The 16,859-nt window shown below is 62.2% G+C and carries 12 protein-coding genes; 8 read left to right on the forward strand and 4 right to left on the reverse strand.

Annotation, left to right across the window (positions count from 1 at the left end):
• Nucleotides 1–63: 63 nt before the first annotated feature.
• Nucleotides 64–1,407, reverse strand: a complete 1,344-nt coding sequence (locus AC1DCM_RS02440; RefSeq protein WP_442006484.1) for an MFS transporter — start codon at nt 1,405–1,407, stop codon at nt 64–66.
• Nucleotides 1,408–1,441: 34 nt separating this feature from the next.
• Entirely contained in the window at nt 1,442–2,380 is a 939-nt protein-coding gene (locus AC1DCM_RS02445; protein WP_477517148.1) for a proteasome assembly chaperone family protein, read from the reverse strand.
• 336 nt (nt 2,381–2,716) lie between these two features.
• Here AC1DCM_RS02445 and AC1DCM_RS02450 point away from each other — a divergent pair, with 336 nt between their 5' ends.
• The 5 genes from AC1DCM_RS02450 (at nt 2,717) to AC1DCM_RS02470 (ending at nt 8,950) form a co-directional block, all read left to right on the forward strand.
• Nucleotides 2,717–4,240, forward strand: coding sequence for a leucyl aminopeptidase (locus tag AC1DCM_RS02450; protein ID WP_442006482.1), 1,524 nt, complete (start codon nt 2,717–2,719; stop codon nt 4,238–4,240).
• 297 nt (nt 4,241–4,537) lie between these two features.
• A complete protein-coding gene (lpdA, locus tag AC1DCM_RS02455; RefSeq protein WP_477517149.1) occupies nt 4,538–5,920 on the forward strand; it encodes a dihydrolipoyl dehydrogenase in 1,383 nt (460 codons plus the stop codon).
• Nucleotides 5,921–6,034: 114 nt separating this feature from the next.
• Complete coding sequence (sucB, locus tag AC1DCM_RS02460) at nt 6,035–7,801, forward strand: 2-oxoglutarate dehydrogenase, E2 component, dihydrolipoamide succinyltransferase (protein WP_477517150.1); 1,767 nt, start codon at nt 6,035–6,037, stop codon at nt 7,799–7,801.
• A gap of 180 nt (nt 7,802–7,981) precedes the next feature.
• Nucleotides 7,982–8,335: a hypothetical protein gene (locus AC1DCM_RS02465; protein ID WP_442006479.1), complete on the forward strand. Its 354-nt coding sequence runs from the start codon at nt 7,982–7,984 to the stop codon at nt 8,333–8,335.
• Nucleotides 8,336–8,521: 186 nt separating this feature from the next.
• Nucleotides 8,522–8,950, forward strand: a complete 429-nt coding sequence (locus tag AC1DCM_RS02470) for an OsmC family protein (RefSeq protein WP_477517151.1) — start codon at nt 8,522–8,524, stop codon at nt 8,948–8,950.
• 74 nt (nt 8,951–9,024) lie between these two features.
• On the opposite strand, the gene AC1DCM_RS02475 is transcribed toward AC1DCM_RS02470, so the two are convergent.
• Complete coding sequence (locus AC1DCM_RS02475) at nt 9,025–12,534, reverse strand: S41 family peptidase (protein ID WP_477517152.1); 3,510 nt, start codon at nt 12,532–12,534, stop codon at nt 9,025–9,027.
• Between the two features lie 96 nt (nt 12,535–12,630).
• Here AC1DCM_RS02475 and AC1DCM_RS02480 point away from each other — a divergent pair, with 96 nt between their 5' ends.
• Complete coding sequence (locus tag AC1DCM_RS02480; RefSeq protein ID WP_477517153.1) at nt 12,631–13,530, forward strand: TIGR01777 family oxidoreductase; 900 nt, start codon at nt 12,631–12,633, stop codon at nt 13,528–13,530.
• A 54-nt stretch (nt 13,531–13,584) separates the two neighbouring features.
• On the opposite strand, the gene AC1DCM_RS02485 is transcribed toward AC1DCM_RS02480, so the two are convergent.
• Complete coding sequence (locus AC1DCM_RS02485) at nt 13,585–15,291, reverse strand: serine/threonine protein kinase (RefSeq protein ID WP_477517154.1); 1,707 nt, start codon at nt 15,289–15,291, stop codon at nt 13,585–13,587.
• Between the two features lie 150 nt (nt 15,292–15,441).
• On the opposite strand from AC1DCM_RS02485, the gene lipB reads away from it, so the two are divergent.
• Nucleotides 15,442–16,110, forward strand: coding sequence for a lipoyl(octanoyl) transferase LipB (gene lipB / locus AC1DCM_RS02490; RefSeq protein ID WP_442006475.1), 669 nt, complete (start codon nt 15,442–15,444; stop codon nt 16,108–16,110).
• Nucleotides 16,107–16,859: lipoyl synthase (locus tag AC1DCM_RS02495; protein WP_477517155.1), on the forward strand; the 753-nt coding region annotated here is incomplete at its 3' end. The genes lipB and AC1DCM_RS02495, both read left to right, overlap by 4 nt.

Consider the following 16,859-nt stretch of genomic DNA (forward strand, 5'->3'; position numbering starts at 1 on the left):
TCAAGCTTGGGCAACGCCAATGGTTGAAAACAGGGACCATCGCGCGTATGTGGATAAAGGTGGCTACCTTTGTGCACGTGCCGCTCGCCGGCGCTCGATCCTCTCGCGGTGCTGCCGGACCAAGGTAGCAGCCAGAGGAGGTACGTGGACACCCTGCTCGGCCATCTGCAACCGCACCTTCCGCCGGGTCAGCATAATAAGGACCGTCCCGATGCCCAGCAGGACGAACTGGACGCTGAGGGCTACACGGAACGGATCAAGGCCGTACAGGTCCCCGCCTGAGAATCCGCTCGCGTTCAGGACGTCCAGGACCAGGCCAATGAGGTAGATCGCTACCAAGGCAGCGATGAATCCGCCCACGTTGACGATCCCTGTGGCGGTACCAATACGCTGGGAAGGATTGAATGTCCGCGCGAAGTCGAAGCCAATCATGGAGCCCGGCCCGCCAACTGCCAACACCACCACCAGCAGCACGAGGAGCCAGAGTGGTGCCCGGTCAGGAAGGATGAGCACCGCCGCCCAAGCCAGCGCAGTGGACGCAGTGATGAGCAGGACCATGGCCGAGCGGCGCATTGGGTGTTTGGAGACGAACCGCCCAAATCCAGGCCCCGAGACGATGGCGGTTGCCACGAACAAGGCCATCAAAGCTGAGACCGTCCCGGCATCAAGTCCCTGCGCAGAGAGGAGGAACGGATAACCCCATGTCATCGCAAAGAGGTTGCCGCTGAACTGGACGGTGAAATGGCTCCACAAACCTAGCCGGGTGCCTGGCTGCTTCCAAGCGCGTGACAGGGAAACTCCGGTAGCGCGAAGGCCCTGCCCGGTTTCCCGGGGCGGATGCCCGGGAGGCTGGTCCCGCAACAGCACGAGGACCAGGACGACAGCCAGCACAGACATCGCCGCGAGTGACATGAACGCGGGCGTCCATCCGGCAGAGTGAAGAAGCAAGGCAAAAGGCACCACGCTGAAGAGCTGGCCCAACTGCCCGCACATCCCGGTCAGCTGCGTAACCACGGGCACCCTGACCGGGCTGAACCACAAGGGAACGAGCCGGATGACGGAGATGAATGTCATGGCGTCACCGGCTCCCACCAGGACGCGCCCCATAACCCCTCCAGGGATGCTATCCGCGAAGGCGAGCTGCAACTGCCCCAGTCCCATCAGGATGGCACCACCGGCAATCATGACCCGCGATCCGAATCTGTCCACCAGGACGCCCACCGGAATTTGTAAGCCGGCGTAGACAAGCAACTGCAATACAGTAAAAAAGGAGATCGCCGAAGCACTGGCATGGAAGCGTTCTGTGGCTTCCAAACCCGCGACACCAAACGAGGTTCGCTGTGCTACGGCCACCAGATAAGCAAAGACGCCAATCGTCCAGATGAGCCAGGCGCGGGGAGCAGTCACTCCTCAATTATGCCCGCCACAGTTCAAAGCTGATTTATTGAGGCGAGTCTTTCCGCGCCAGGTACGCCTCCACAGCCGCTCCAATGTCCTCGGCGTTGGGCAGTTCGTCGTTCTCATCGGCGAGCAACGAACGCCGGACGATGCCCTCGGATTTCTCGTCATATCGTGCCTCCAGGTTGGCGACGACGGCTTGCACTTCCTCCGAGGCTTCAATCTGTTCCGCAATCTGGCGGCCTACTTCCCGGCCGGCCTCCCGGAGCCGGTCAGTAGGAAGCATCAGGGACGTTGCCGCTCCGAGGTACTCCAACCCTGCCACCGCTGCCGGAGGATATTCGGCCTCAGCCAGATAGTGGGGCACGTGAATGACGTAGCCGGCCACATGGCGTTCGGCCTCGGTGAGCCGGAGTTCAAGGATGTGGCCAATGGCGGCGGGAACTTCGACCGTTGGCTTCCAACTCGAGATACCTTCGATAAGTTCGGGCCGGTTGCCGTGAACGGTAACTCCCACCGGCCGCGTATGCGGGACGGGCATGGGGATGGAGTGGATCCAAGTCACCAGGTTGACGTCGAGTTTCTCCACTATTCCTACGACGGCACGGGCGAATCGCTCCCACTGCAAGTCAGGTTCGAAGCCGGCGAGCAGCAGGAACGGCTGGCCCAGGCCGTCTGTGAGCTTGTAGAGCGCCAGTCTGGGTGCCTGATAGTCCTGCAAATGGTCTTCAACGAAGCTGATGTGGGGACGCCGCGAGCGGTAGTCGATGAGTTGGTCGGCGTCGAACATGGCCACGAGCTCAGCGTCGAGTTGGTCCAGGAGTTCCGCGTTGATCTGCCTGACCACATGACCGGCATCGGCAAAGCCCGTGAAACCCATGACCATATTCAGCCCCCGCAGTTCCGGGCTGTGGAAAATCTCGATGTTGCTCGCATAGAGCGCCTCGGGGTCCAGGAGGGAGCCGGATATCCGTTCAAACACGGCATGTTCCTTTCGCAGTGGCAAACTTCGGTGCCCCCATGCGCCACTGGTCATGGCGTCGCTGACTCCATGAATGTGGTGTGGGGACTCTGTGTCTCTTTGTACAACGCTGCACCTCCAGTGGGCATTCCTGCCCTTGGTGTGCCGCAGCTCTCATTTAATTGCTGTCAGCAGCCTGCGAGAGACTACGATCGAAACGGGCCGACGTCCTTTTGCGACGCTGGACCTGAAGACCAAGGCCGCCGTCGCAACAGGACGTCGGGCGCGTACCGGGGGCTGGCCCGCCAAACATGCGGCCCCGCCAAGCAATGCAGAGAGAAGTGAGGAAACATCCTCGTGGTCAAGACTACTGACATCATCCTCGGCGTCATCGCCAAGGACCTGAAAAAGTCACCCAGCGACGCACTTGTGATCGGAGTTGCCCAGGGCTCGGACGGACCAGTGCTGCTGGAGAACCCGTTGAGTGCCAAGGCCGCCGAATCCCTTGAGGGATCGCTGAAGCTCCTTGGCGTCTCGGGTGCTCCCGACCAGGCGCACCGCCTTCCGGGTTTGCCGGAAACGGGCTCAGGGATCCTGGTCCTGGCAGGCGTGGGCAAGTTGTCCGAGGACGGCACCATCCCTGAAGAGGCACTGCGCCGGGCGGCCGGATCCGCGGTCAGGCAACTTGCCGGCGTCCCCTCCGTGACGTTGGCGTTCCCGACGGCGTCCGACACCGACGTCGCCGCAATCGCCGAAGGTGCCGCCATGGGCGCCTATTCCTACACCGAACACCGTTCCAGCCAGGACGGGCTCAAGGACCCGGTGGCCAAGGTTCTGATCTTCACCGGCGTTGATGCCAAAGCTGCCCAACCTGCCCTTGACCGGGCAACAGTGCTGGGCAGGGCCGTCAACGCAACGCGTACGCTCGTGAACCAGCCGCCCAGCCACTTGTACCCCGAGTCATTCGCCGAATCTGCCAAGGAACTCGCAAAGGGTCTTCCCGTCAAGGTGACGGTCTGGGACGAAAAGCGCCTGGAAAAGGAAGGTTTTGGCGGCATCCTCGGCGTTGGCAAGGGTTCAACCCGTCAGCCACGCCTGGTCAAGGTCGAATACGCTCCGGCAAAGGCCACCCGGAAGATCGCGCTCGTTGGCAAGGGCATTACCTTCGACACCGGCGGTATCTCCATTAAGCCCGCCCTCGGCATGGGTGACATGAAGAGCGATATGGCGGGCGCCGCCGTCGTTCTTAATACAGTCCTTGCCATCGCCTCGCTCGGCCTGGCCATCAAGGCGACCGCTTGGCTTTGCATTGCTGAGAACATGCCCTCCGGCGCTGCCCAGCGTCCGGCGGACGTCCTTACTGTCTATGGCGGAAAGACAGTCGAAGTCCTGAACACCGACGCCGAGGGCCGCCTTGTCATGGCCGACGGCTTGGTGGCCGCGAGCCTGGAAAAGCCGGACGCAATCATCGACGTCGCGACACTCACTGGCGCCCAGCTGATTGCGCTCGGATTGCGCACGGCAGGAGTGATGGGTTCCGATTCGGTCACGGCCGCATTGAAGTCCGCCGCTGACAGGGCAGGCGAGCTTGTCTGGCCGATGCCGCTGCCCGAGGAACTGCGCCCCAGCCTTGACTCCCAGGTTGCGGACCTTGCCAACATCGGCGAGCGTAACGGCGGAATGATGACAGCAGCCGTCTTCCTGCGTGAATTCGTGGGCAAGAACGGGGACGGTCAGCAGATTCCCTGGGCACACGTCGATATTGCCGGGCCATCGTTCAACAACGGCAGCCCCTACGGCTACACCCCCAAGCAAGGAACGGGATGCACAGTCCGTACCCTGGTGGCCTACGCCGAGGATCTATTGGCGCCCTCCGCGTAAGCAACCCGCTCCACTGCGTTAAACCGGGGTGTGCGGGTAGGGCGGATGGGTCCGTACCGCCCGCACAACCCCGGAATTATGCGGTGTGTAGCGCTGTGTCACAAGAGAACGTGAGTCTGGACACAAGCGCTCCACAAACGCCCGTGGAGGGTGGAGCATGGGTAGGTGGTTCGCTAAGGTGAACTCGATAGTCACAAATGCAAGAGAACTTAGGTGCTGGCATAATCACGGCAGAACAAGTTCCAAGACCAGATGACGCGTTGTCCCGTGTCATCATTCACGCGAGGGAGCGTTTTAGTGGCCGATCAGGCAACTGCGCAAGAATTCGACATCCTGGTACTCGGTGGCGGCAGCGGCGGCTACGCCACAGCCCTGCGAGCCGTACAACTTGGGTTCACCGTTGGCCTTGTAGAGAAGGCAAAGCTCGGTGGAACCTGCCTGCACAACGGCTGTATCCCCACCAAGGCACTCCTGCACTCGGCTGAGCTCGCCGACCACGCACGGGACTCCGCCAAGTACGGCGTGAACGTCACGTTCGATGGCATCGACATGTCGGCTGTGAACGCTTACAAGGACGGTATCGTCGCTGGCAAGTTCAAGGGCCTCCAGGGTCTCATCAAGTCCAAGGGCATCACCGTCATCGAGGGTGAAGGCAAGCTCCAGGGCAACAACACCATCGTCGTCAACGGCACGGCCTACACAGGCAAGAACATTGTCCTTGCAACCGGTTCATACTCGCGCTCCCTTCCAGGCCTGGAAATCGGCGGCAGGGTGATCACCTCGGATGAAGCCCTCACCATGGAATACATCCCCAAGAGCGTCATCGTCCTGGGCGGCGGCGTGATCGGCGTCGAGTTCGCTTCCGTGTGGAAGTCCTTCGGCGTGGACGTCACCATCATCGAAGGGCTGCCCTCCCTGGTTCCCAACGAGGACGCATCGATCGTGAAGAACCTTGAGCGTGCCTTCAAGAAGCGCGGCATCAAGTTCAGCACCGGCGTCTTCTTCCAGGGCGTGGAGCAGAACAACGACGGCGTCAAGGTCACCTTGGTGGACGGCCAGACGTTCGAAGCGGAGCTCCTGCTCGTGGCTGTCGGCCGCGGCCCTGTGACTGCCAACCTGGGCTACGAAGAAGCCGGCATCACCCTTGACCGCGGCTTCGTCATCACCAATGAGCGCCTCCACACAGGCGTTGGCAACATCTACGCAGTGGGCGACATCGTCCCCGGCGTCCAGCTCGCGCACCGCGGCTACCAGCAGGGTATTTTCGTCGCCGAGGAAATCGCCGGCCTGAACCCCGCCATTGTCGAAGACGTCAATATCCCCAAGGTCACGTTCTGCGAGCCTGAGATCGCTACAGTCGGCTACACGGAAAAGGGCGCCAAGGAAAAGTTCGGCGACGACCAAGTCCAGACGCAGGAGTACAACCTGGCTGGCAACGGCAAGAGTTCCATCCTCGGTACCGGTGGCATCGTCAAGGTTGTCCGCCAGAAGGACGGCCCCGTTGTGGGCATTCACATGATCGGTTCACGAATGGGTGAGCAGATCGGTGAAGCGCAGCTCATCGTGAACTGGGAAGCCTACCCGGAAGACGTGGCCCAGCTGGTCCACGCCCACCCCACCCAGAACGAAACCCTGGGCGAAGCCCACCTCGCCCTCGCGGGCAAGCCGCTCCACGGCTAAGTCTTTACCCAAGACAAACGGACAGGGTGCATGCCGCGGAATCTGCCGCATGCACCTTGTCCGGACCAGCAGAATTCATCCGCACAAAAGATCAATAAGGAGAACGGGGACGACATGTCTGAATCCGTTAACTTGCCCGCCCTCGGTGAGAGTGTCACCGAAGGAACCGTCACACGCTGGCTCAAGCAGGTTGGTGACCGGGTAGAGATCGACGAGCCGCTGCTCGAGGTTTCCACCGACAAAGTAGACACCGAAATCCCTTCTCCGATCGCAGGCGTCATCGAAGAAATCCTCGTTGCTGAAGACGAGACAGCAGAGGTTGGCGCCCCCTTGGTACGCATTGGCGACGGCTCCGGCTCCGCCGCACCGCCTGCTGAGGAAGCACCCGCCGCTCAGGAAGCACCCGCTGCTGCCGAGCAGGCTGCTCCCGCCGAAGAGGCTCCCGCCGCCCCGGCTGCTGGGGAAACCCAGGCTGAAGCTCCCGCCGCCTCCGGTGGCGAAGGCCACGAAGTAACCCTGCCCGCCTTGGGCGAGAGCGTTACCGAAGGCACCGTCACCCGCTGGCTCAAGGCTATTGGCGACACCGTGGAGGTGGATGAGCCGCTTCTTGAGGTTTCCACTGACAAGGTCGATACCGAGATTCCTTCCCCGGTTGCAGGCACCTTGCAGGAAATTCGCGTCAACGAAGACGAAACCGCCGAAGTTGGATCGGTTCTGGCTGTTATCGGCTCCGGCGCGGCAGCCCCCGCTCCGGCTCCGGCGCCCGCCGCTCCTGCCGCTGAAGCTCCGGCCGCACCGGCTCCCGCTGCTGCACCCGCAGCCGCCCCCGCACCCGCACCCGCAGCCGCACCGGCACCTGCTGCCGCCCCCGCACCCGCACCGGCACCGGCAACTGCGGCTGCGCCGGCTCCGGCTGCCGCGCCGGCAGAAGCCGGCTCGTCCTCCGAGTCTGGTTACGTCACTCCGCTGGTACGCAAGCTGGCAAACCAGCAGGGCGTGGACATCGCATCCGTGTCCGGCACCGGCGTCGGTGGCCGCATCCGCAAGCAGGATGTCCTTGCCGCTGCCGAAGCCAAGCAAGCCGCCGCAGCAGCGCCGGCCGCGGCTCCTGCTGCCGCTCCTGCCGCCAAGGCTGCGGCACCCGTTGTTGCTTCCTCCCTGCGAGGCACCACGGAGAAGGCTCCGCGTATCCGCCAGGTCATCGCCCGCCGTATGCGCGAGTCGCTGGAAATCTCCACCCAGCTCACCCAGGTGCACGAGGTCGACATGACCAAGATCGCCAAGCTCCGCCTCAAGGCCAAGAACTCGTTCCAGGCCCAGAACGGTGTGAAGCTGACGTTCCTGCCGTTCATCGCCAAAGCTGTGGCGGAGGCACTGAAGCAGCACCCCAAGCTGAACGCTGCCTACGACGAGTCCAAGCAGGAAATCACCTACCACAACGCCGAACACCTCGCCATTGCGGTAGATACCGATAAGGGCCTGCTGGTGCCGGTCATCTCCGACGCCGGCAACCTCAACCTTGCAGGCCTCGCCGGTAAGATCGCCGACGTCGCAGGACGCACCCGCGATGGCAAGATCGGCCCGGATGAGCTGTCCGGTGGCACATTCAGCATCACCAACATCGGTTCAGTTGGCGCCCTGTTCGACACCCCGATCATCAACCAGCCGCAGGTAGGCATCCTGGGCACCGGCGCAATTGTCAAGCGCGCAGTGGTGGTGGCCGACGAAAACGGCGACGACTCGATTGCCATCCGCTCCATGATGTACCTGTCTCTGACGTACGACCACCGCCTGGTGGACGGCGCGGACGCTGGCCGCTTCCTCCAGACCCTCAAGGCCCGCCTTGAGGAAGGTGCTTTCGAAGCAGATCTTGGTCTCTAAGCCCAAGCGTTAGCAGACCCTCCTCACGGAGGGTGCTCTACTCAACCAGGCGGGGCAGGCTCCGGGGAAACCCGGTAGCCTGCCCCGTTTCGTTGTCCCACACCATTTGTCCGCGGCGCTGTTCGTCTACTAAGCGTGGCTTTGCTACAGGACGTAGAACCAACTGGATAAGCTGGGGCCATGAGTATTCTCTTCAACATCCTGCTGTTCTTGCACATCGTCGGCGCAGCCATGATTGTGGGCTACTGGATCGCCACCATCAAGACGCCCACCGTCCACCCCCGCCAGCGGGACGGCGCATTCCTGCAGTTGCTTACAGGCATTGCCATGATGGGCCTCCTGCCCCTCATGCCGGATGCCCATCCCAACTACTTCAAGCTCGGCATCAAATTCGCCATCGGCGTGGCCGTTGCTGTTCTAGCGGTGATCGGCTCCCGCAAGGTCAAGAAGGGCGAACCTGTTTCCACCGGTTTGGCTCACGGCGTTGGTGGACTGGCCCTGGTGAACATCGCCATTGCCACGCTCTGGAACTAAGCGCACGTCGCAGCAGCCGGTCCGCCTTCGCCAGGCGGGTCGGCTGCTTTGTCAACGCAGGTCCGGGGTCACAATCCACTGACAGCGGAATGACAGTGCAGCGCAGCCGGCAAATCCATAGGATTGATCCCGGTGGCATCCGGCGATGGCTGGTTGCCGACACACAAACGACCCCAAGGAGTGGACATGGCAGCAACACGCACCGCACACACGGTTTGGAACGGCAACCTGATCGATGGCGCTGGAAACACGACGCTGGACAGCTCAGGCCTGGGCACGTTCGATGTCACCTGGAAGGCACGCACCGAGCAGTCCGGTGGCAAGACCAGCCCCGAAGAATTGATTGCTGCAGCCCACTCTGCATGCTTCTCCATGGCGTTCAGCCACGCACTTGCCGGCGAGGGATTCACAGCTGAAGAAGTTCAGACCAAGGCCGACGTTACCTTCGTTCCCGGCACAGGCATCACGGGCAGCCACCTGACCATGACCGCGAAGGTTCCGGGCCTGTCCGAAGCGGACTTCCGCCGTATTTCCGAAGACGCAAAGACGGGCTGCCCCGTTTCCGGTGCACTGGCCAGCATCGAAATCACCTTGGATGCCACCCTCGCGCAGTAATACCCTTCAAAGCGCAAAAGAGCCCCGCCACTCCCCTGAGGGGAGCGGCGGGGCTCTTCTGCGCTCACCTGCTGCTAGCCCTCTTGCGGGCGGGCGGGCAACGGCGCTGGCCGCACCTGGCGGTAGCCTTCACGCAACGGCGGGCGGTCAGTAGGTAGCTCCTGGATCATCTCCTTGAGGGCACCAATGCCATACTCGAGTTGCGGATCGCTGCCTGCTGCATAGGCGTGGGGCGGGAAGAGCACCTCGATGTCCGGCTCCACACCACGGTTTTCAACATCCCAGCCGATCCCACCGCCAAACCATGTGGCATAGCGGGGCTGGGTCACGCCGGTACCGTCAGCCAGGGCAAAGCGGTTGTCAATGCCCACCACGCCGCCCCATGTCCGTACCCCAATGACAGGGCCGATGCCCCTCAGTTTGGACACTTGGGTGATGATGTCGCCATCTGATCCGGCAAATTCGTCTGCCAGGATAATCACTGGACCCCGGGGAGCATGGTGGGGATAAGTCCGTGGCTTCTCGCCACGCGGCATACTCCACCCAGTGACCTTCCGGCCAATGAGCTCGGCCACGAGCTGTGAGGTGTGGCCGCCACGGTTACGCCGCACGTCTACGATCAACCCGTCCAGGGCGGTTTCTGTATCGAGGTCACGATGCAACTGGGCCCAACCATTGGCCATCATGTCCGGGATGTGCAGGTAGCCGAATTTATCACCGGATGCCTCACGGACCGTGCGCCGGTTGGCGCGGACCCAGTCCTGATAGCGTAACCGCTCCTCGTCACGGATGGGGACTACGGCAACCCGCCGCTGGGCACCCGCAGCTCCACCATGTCCTTCGCCATTCAAGAGTGTCAATTCAACGGTTCTCCCCGCTGCACCCACCAATTGCATGGCGGGCGTCAGCGCCGCGGAAAGCTCGACGCCGTCAATCGCCAGGAGGACGTCGCCCACCTTGGCATCTGCGCCGGGACGCGTTAAGGGCGAAGTTGCGAGGGGATCGGAAGACTCTCCAGCCAGGATCCTGGCTATCTCCCAGCCTTTGCTGCCGAGCTGCAACTCCGCGCCAAGCCTGCCTTGACCATTACGACCAGGTTCAGTCACAGCGGCCGGCCGCACATAGGCATGAGAGGTCCCCAGTTCGCCATGGATCTCCCACAACAGGTCCACAAGGTCATCATGAGACCCCAGCCGTTCCACGATCGGACGGTAGCGTTTGTAGACGGAGTCCCAGTCCTGGCCAGCCATGTCCGGAGCCCAGAAGAAGTCCCTCTGCAAGCGCCATGCTTCATCGAAGGCCTGGCCCCAGGCAGCCACGGGGTCCAGGATCACGCGGATCCTGTTCAGGTCCACTTTGACCAATTCCCCGGATTCTTCGTCCACCTTGCTGTCTGACGGAACTGACACGATCTGCTTATCAAGGACATAGACAACCGTCTTGCGATCACCAGACAACCGGTAGCTGTCCACAGCAGCGACGAGGGTGGTTTCCTTGCGCTTGGCAAGGTCAAAGCGCACCAGGGAGGGGGCTGTCTTCTTATCCTGCAGAGTGCCCTTCCCTTCGCCGATAACACCGGATAGCTCAGTGTCAAGCCACAGCAGCGCCCCGTCCCCGGCAGCGAGTCCGGAGTAGTTTCCCTGTGGCACGGGAACCGTAATGACGCGGTGTGCAAGGCCTTCGGCATCCACGCGTACAACTGGCGCATCGCCGTCGTCGGGCTTTGCTGTTGTGGGCGGAGCATCCTCAAGGGTGTCCACGGACGGACCGAAAGGAGACGGCGTATCAGCGGCCAGGGCCAGCAGGTACGGCTTGATGGGGCTCGGGAAGGAAAGGTCGAAAGAATGGCCGTCATAGACGGGGTCGAAGCTCCGGTTGGACAGGAAGGCCAGGAATTTCCCATCCGGGGTGAATCTGGGTGATTCATCGCAGAAGCGGCCGTCGGTGGCATCGATAATGTCGGCGTCGGATGCCGAAGGCCGTGCCAGCCGAAGTTTGCTGCGGGAACCGAAGGACGTCACGGGCTCAGACCAGGCAAGCCACTGCGAATCAGCCGACCACGACAACTGATCGACGCTGCCTTCGCCAATACTGACCAAACGAGTCAATGTCCCGGACGTGGTGTCGGCTACGAAAACGTCGCCAAAAGACGTGCCGATGGCGAGCCAACGGCCATCCGGGCTGGCCTCCAGCGCGCTCGTCCTTGTAGGTGCGGAGAAGTCCAGCCGGAGATCGTCCGCTTGATCATCTCCTGTGGATGCGACAGGTATCGCCGTTCCCCCCACTGTGTCTGGTGACGGTTCGGCTTGGGCGGCTTCGTCGGAGGGTGCGGCCGCTTGGACCGTATCCATGGACTGGTTGGCTGGCTGGTTTGCGGTGGAACCTTGTCCCAGGACGTTGGATGCCGAGACCGGCTTGGGGAGTCCATCGGCTTCACTGGAAGCAACGGCAGGTTCCGCCGCCTTCGGCACCTCAACAACTCCGGACAAGCGTGCGGCGATGCGCTTGACGTACAAAGCCTCCACTCCCCCATGGTCAGCCACATAAGCGATACGACCATCCGTCAGCGGACGCGGGAGGCGGGCCCGGACACCCGGCGTCGCTTCGACTACTCGCGAGGGCCCGTCCTTATGGCGGAGCCAATGGATGGTGCCATGTGACTCGACCGCGCTGGCCGTTCCTGCAGTATTCGGAAAAACGTCGCCCAGATGCGCAGACGCTTTCAGCGGGGCGGGGCGCCGCGCCGGTGATGCAGAACCCAGCGTGATCTCCAGCTTCACGGCTTCAGCGTCGGCGTCCAACGAGGGCAGGATCCAGAGTTCACCGGCAGATTCGAAAATAATCCGCTGACCATCGGAACTGGCGTGCCGAACATAGAAATCTTCATGGTCCGTGTGGCGACGCAATCCTGATCCGTCAGGAAGGACGGAGTAGAGGTTTCCGTAGCCTTCGTGGTCTGAGACGAAGGCGATGCGCCCCTGGATCCACAGCGGGTCAGTCAGGTTGCCCTCAATTTCGGGGATCAAGCGCTCGAACTCACCATTGCCGTCTGCGTCGATCCACAACTTGCCGGCGGTGCCGCCACGGTAGCGCTTCCACCAAGCCGGTTCGCGGGAAAGGACGCTCGCCAAGACCACTGGCTTCTCGTCACCGATTTCGGGTCCATACGCAACAGCCTCCACCGGTCCGAAAGGAAGTTCGACGGCGGCACCTCCGTCCAGGGGGAGGCTATAGGCATAGGTGTGGCGGCTCTCGGACTGCTGGAACGCGCTGGTCACCAGGACGTTTCCAGCGGGCGTGAAACCCTTGACCCGGGTTGTGGTGTGTCCAAAGTAGCTCAGCTGCTTGTACCCGCCGCCGTCGACGTCCGCGGTGACAACTTCCGGTGAGGTACCAACAACAGCAGTCCACACCAGCCGCTTGCCATCGGGAGTGAAGCGTGGGTTCCTGGCCGGCATTTGCTGGGAGGAAACACGCCAGGCCCGGCCACCGGAGACGGGGGCGATCCAGATGTCATCTTCGGCCACGAACGTGACCAATTCGCCATGGACATGCGGGAAACGGAGGTAGCTGGAGGAGGTCATTGTTCGATCATAGTCAAGAGGCGCGGTGTCAAGAGGGACCCGCCCCGCGCTTCGCACCTGTTTCTGCCTCATGCTGGGGTCGTGGTGAGATGGGTCATGCGAATCGTGATGTCCGGAGCCTCAGGAATGATTGGGACGGCATTGTCCGAGCAGTTAAAAAGTGCTGGTGACGAGGTCATCCGGCTGGTTCGTCGGCCTGCAAAGACTGACGACGAAAGGACATGGGATCCAGTTGCTGGAGTCCTGGACGAGGCAATCCTGGAAGGCGCAGATGCGGTGGTCAACTTGTCCGGCGCCGGCATCGGCGACCGGCCTTGGACCAAGCACAGAATCAGTGTCATTCGTGACTCACGCCTTCAGCCAACCCGGACACTCACTGCGGCCATGCGTCGCCTGGGCCAGCCGGCATTGTCTTTCGTCAGCCAGTCAGCGTCCGGCTACTACGGCGCCTCCCGGGACGGCGTGCTCCGCGAGGACTCCGGTCCAGGCGCGGGAGTGCTGGGACCGCTCTGCGTTGAATGGGAGCAGACTGCCAGAACCGCTCCAGCCAGCGTGAGGGTAGTGACACCAAGGACCGGAGTGGTGCTCAGCACTTCCGGTGGCGCATTGGGCCCAATGCTTCCACTGCTCAGGCTTGGGCTTGGCGGACCCTTCGGAAACGGGCGACAATACTGGCCGTGGATCACCCTTGCCGACGAAGCCGCTGCACTCGCGTTCCTCCTCAAGTCCGATCTGGAAGGTGCGGTCAATGTGTGCGCCCCGGAAAGCGCGGACGTTAGCGCCATTGTGAGGCGGCTCGCGAAAGCGTTCCATCGTCCTGCCTTCTTACGCGTCCCACGTCCCGTCCTCCGGCTTGTCCTTGGCAAGCTTGCTGACGAGCTCGTCCTGGCAAACCAAAGGATGGAACCAGCCAAGCTTGCCGCCGCCGGTTTTCAGTGGCAACACCCGGGGCTCGATGAAGCCATGGAGTGGCTGACGAGCAAGCATTCCCGCTGAATCGAACCGCATCCCAGACCCACTCACGCCAAAGAACGTCCCATGGCAGTACGGCTAACCGGGACCGAGAATCTCCGAGATGCTCCACTGCCCTGCCAATCTGACAAGGATGAGGCGCAGCTGCTGGCGCTCCCCGGCGGGCTGGGACTTCACCAAGCGATCCGATGCGTCGCGCTCCTCGTAACTTGAGGTCGTTGCGGTCAGGGCAACGACTGCGCGATCAACCTCGTGTGGGCCCAACACCGAAACGCTGTCCAAGGTGGTGGTGAGCCCGGCAAAGCGGATACCGTCAGCTCTTAATTGCTGCTTCAACGTCTCATCTGCCGCATGGGCAGCTGAGCCTGCAGCGTTGACGGTTGCCAGCAATTCAAGACGATCCAGTCCCAGCGCCATGTCGCGCACCGCCGATAACGCGGGCATGGCGATTGCCGGATCCTCAGAGTGCAGCGCGTCCAAGAGTGCGTCCGGAATGGGCTGGGCGGCTTGAGTGGCTTGGGCAGCTTCCGTGACTACGGTCGTCGTCCCTGGATCTACTACGGACGTCAAACCAGACGCGGGTTCCTGGATTCCCAGCCAGATAGCAAACCCAACCGCCCCGACCGACACTCCCGCAGCCACCAGGAACCCCACTCGGATGCTGGAACGTGGCCCACCCTGCGGTTTAGTTCTCCGCTGAGGTTGTCTTGTTCGGGTTCGGCGTTCGGGACGCGGAGTCCTTGCTGTCCGCAAGGGCGGAAGCCGCAACACAGCCCCGGCCAGTGGACTCCTGCTCAGCGGACTCCTGCTCAGTCGACTCCTGCTCAGTCGACTCCTGCGCACTGGACTCCTGCTCAGTGGACTCCTGCGCTGGGGTCGTCCCCCAGCCTGCCGGCGCGTCAGCAACTCCGGAATCACGGAAGAATGGACGGACCCAGCCAGATCCACGGGCTCCGCGGCCGCGCTGCGATAAATCGCTGTTCCCAACTCCCGGGCCGTGGGACGCGCCCGCGGATCGGGATCCAGTCCCGCCTCAAGGGCAGCGGCGAGCCCTTTGGGGACATCGGGAACCAAGAGAGGCAGCGGTGGGCGGTGCTTGGCGATTTCCGGCGCCATGCCTGTCAAGCAATACCAGCCAAGCGCGGCCAGCGAATAGACATCCCGTTCCGGCTGCAAAGCTTCTCCGGCTCCGTCACCCCGCGCGGCAATAGAAGGATCAACGAAGCCGTCCGTGCCGACGTCGAGGCTTTGATTCTCCTCACCCACAACACCCGCCACGCCAAGGTCTGTCACCAGGGGCTTCCCCTGTGCCGTAAACAGGACGTTGCCCGGGGAAATATCCCCATGGGCCGTTCCCTGGGCATGCAGGTAAGCCAAGACCTGGGCAACAGGGGTCAGAATCGTCACCGCTTCACCGATTCCAAGCTTGCGTCGGCCACCCACCAGATTCGCAAGGGAACCTCCTGCGGCAAAGTCCATGACGAGCCCAACACTGCCCGTCCCCACTCCCGGCAGGTCCATCACATCGTGGAGTCGGATAAGGTGCTCGTGCTCGAGCCCGGACAGGATCCGCCCCTCACGCAAGCCATGTTGGGAGTCTGGTCCGGCCGACCCACGGGAATCCTTGCCGGGCCCTCCCATGATGCACTTGATGGCGAAGCGGGCACCGTCCTTGTCCCTGCTGGCAAGCCAGACTGTCGACGAGCCACCGCTACCCAGTAGGCGTAATGGCGTGTATCCCGGAATGTGCGGGACCGAGGGGGCAGGATCGTCAGTAGTTTCCATATCCAAGGTCTACCGGATGATCGGATTTCCCGCAGAAGTTATCCACAGGCAGCACCAGCTTGCGGGGTACGAAAGCCACGCTGACGGATGCGACTGAGAGGTTCACCACAAAATCATGGTGAGTGACCTGCTGGGTCTAAGCTTGAACCCATGACTCTTGAGTTTTCACAACTGGGTCTTGCCCCGGATTTCGTTGACTACGTGCAGGGCTGGGACCTACAGCGCGAGATCCACAACAAAGTTGTTGCCGGCGAGAAAAACAGCACCGTCCTGCTCCTTGAGCACTCCGCCGTCTACACGGCAGGCAAGCTCACCGAAGACCACGAACGCCCCTTTGACGGCACCCCCGTTGTTCCCGTGGATCGTGGTGGCAAGTTAACGTGGCACGGCCCGGGACAACTCATTGCCTATCCGATCCTCAAGCTCAAGAACCGTGCGGGAATCCGGGACTATGTGGAGCGCCTCGAAGCCATCATGATCGCCGTCATGACGGACTATGGAATCCCGGCAGTCACGGTGAAGGGCCGGGCAGGCGTATGGATCCTCGCCGATGACAAGGGACCGGACCGCAAGATTGCCGCGATAGGCATCCGCGTCCTTGAGGGTGTCACCATGCATGGTGTTGCCATCAACTGCAGCAACGACCTCGCGCCCTATGCGCAGATCATCGCGTGCGGAATCACCGACGCCAGCGTCACCACCATGTCGCTGGAGACTGGCCGGACCATCAACCCGGCCGACATCGTTGACCGCTTCGTGGAAGAGTTCCGCAAGCATGAAGAAGCACTCGTTTCCACCCCAGAAGGAGCACTCCAGTGACCCTGGCACCTGAAGGCCGTAAGTTGCTGCGCGTTGAGCAGCGTAACTCGGCTGTCCCGGTTGAACGCAAGCCCGAGTGGATCAAGGCCAAGGTCCAGATGGGCCCGGAGTTCGTCGGGTTGAAGAACCTGGTGAAGAAGGAAGGCCTGCACACGGTTTGTGAAGAGGCCGGCTGCCCGAACATTTTCGAGTGCTGGGAAGACAAGGAAGCGACGTTCCTGATCGGCGGGTCCGAATGCACCCGGCGCTGTGATTTCTGCCAGATCGATACCGGCAAACCCTCCCCGGTGGACATGTTCGAACCCACCAAGGTGGCCCGCTCCGTGCAGGCCATGCAGCTGCGCTACGCCACGGTCACCGGAGTGGCCCGTGATGACCTCGCCGATGAAGGTGTCTGGCTGTACGCCGAAACCGTCCGCAAAATCCACGAACTGAACCCCGGCACCGGGGTGGAGTTGCTGATCCCGGATTTCTCCGGCAAACCCGAACACATCGCGGCGATCTGCGATTCCAAGCCCGAGGTGTTCGCGCACAACGTCGAGACCGTGCCCAGGATCTTCAAGAGGATCCGCCCGGCGTTCCGGTACGAACGCTCCCTGGATGTCATCACCCAGGGCCGGGACCTGGGCATGGTGACCAAGTCCAACCTGATCCTGGGCATGGGCGAAACCCGCGAGGAAATCTCCGAAGCCCTCCGCGATCTTCACGCGGCCGGGTGTGATTTGATCACGATCACCCAGTACCTGCGC

It is taken from the genome of Paenarthrobacter sp. 10N417 (genome assembly GCF_056394745.1).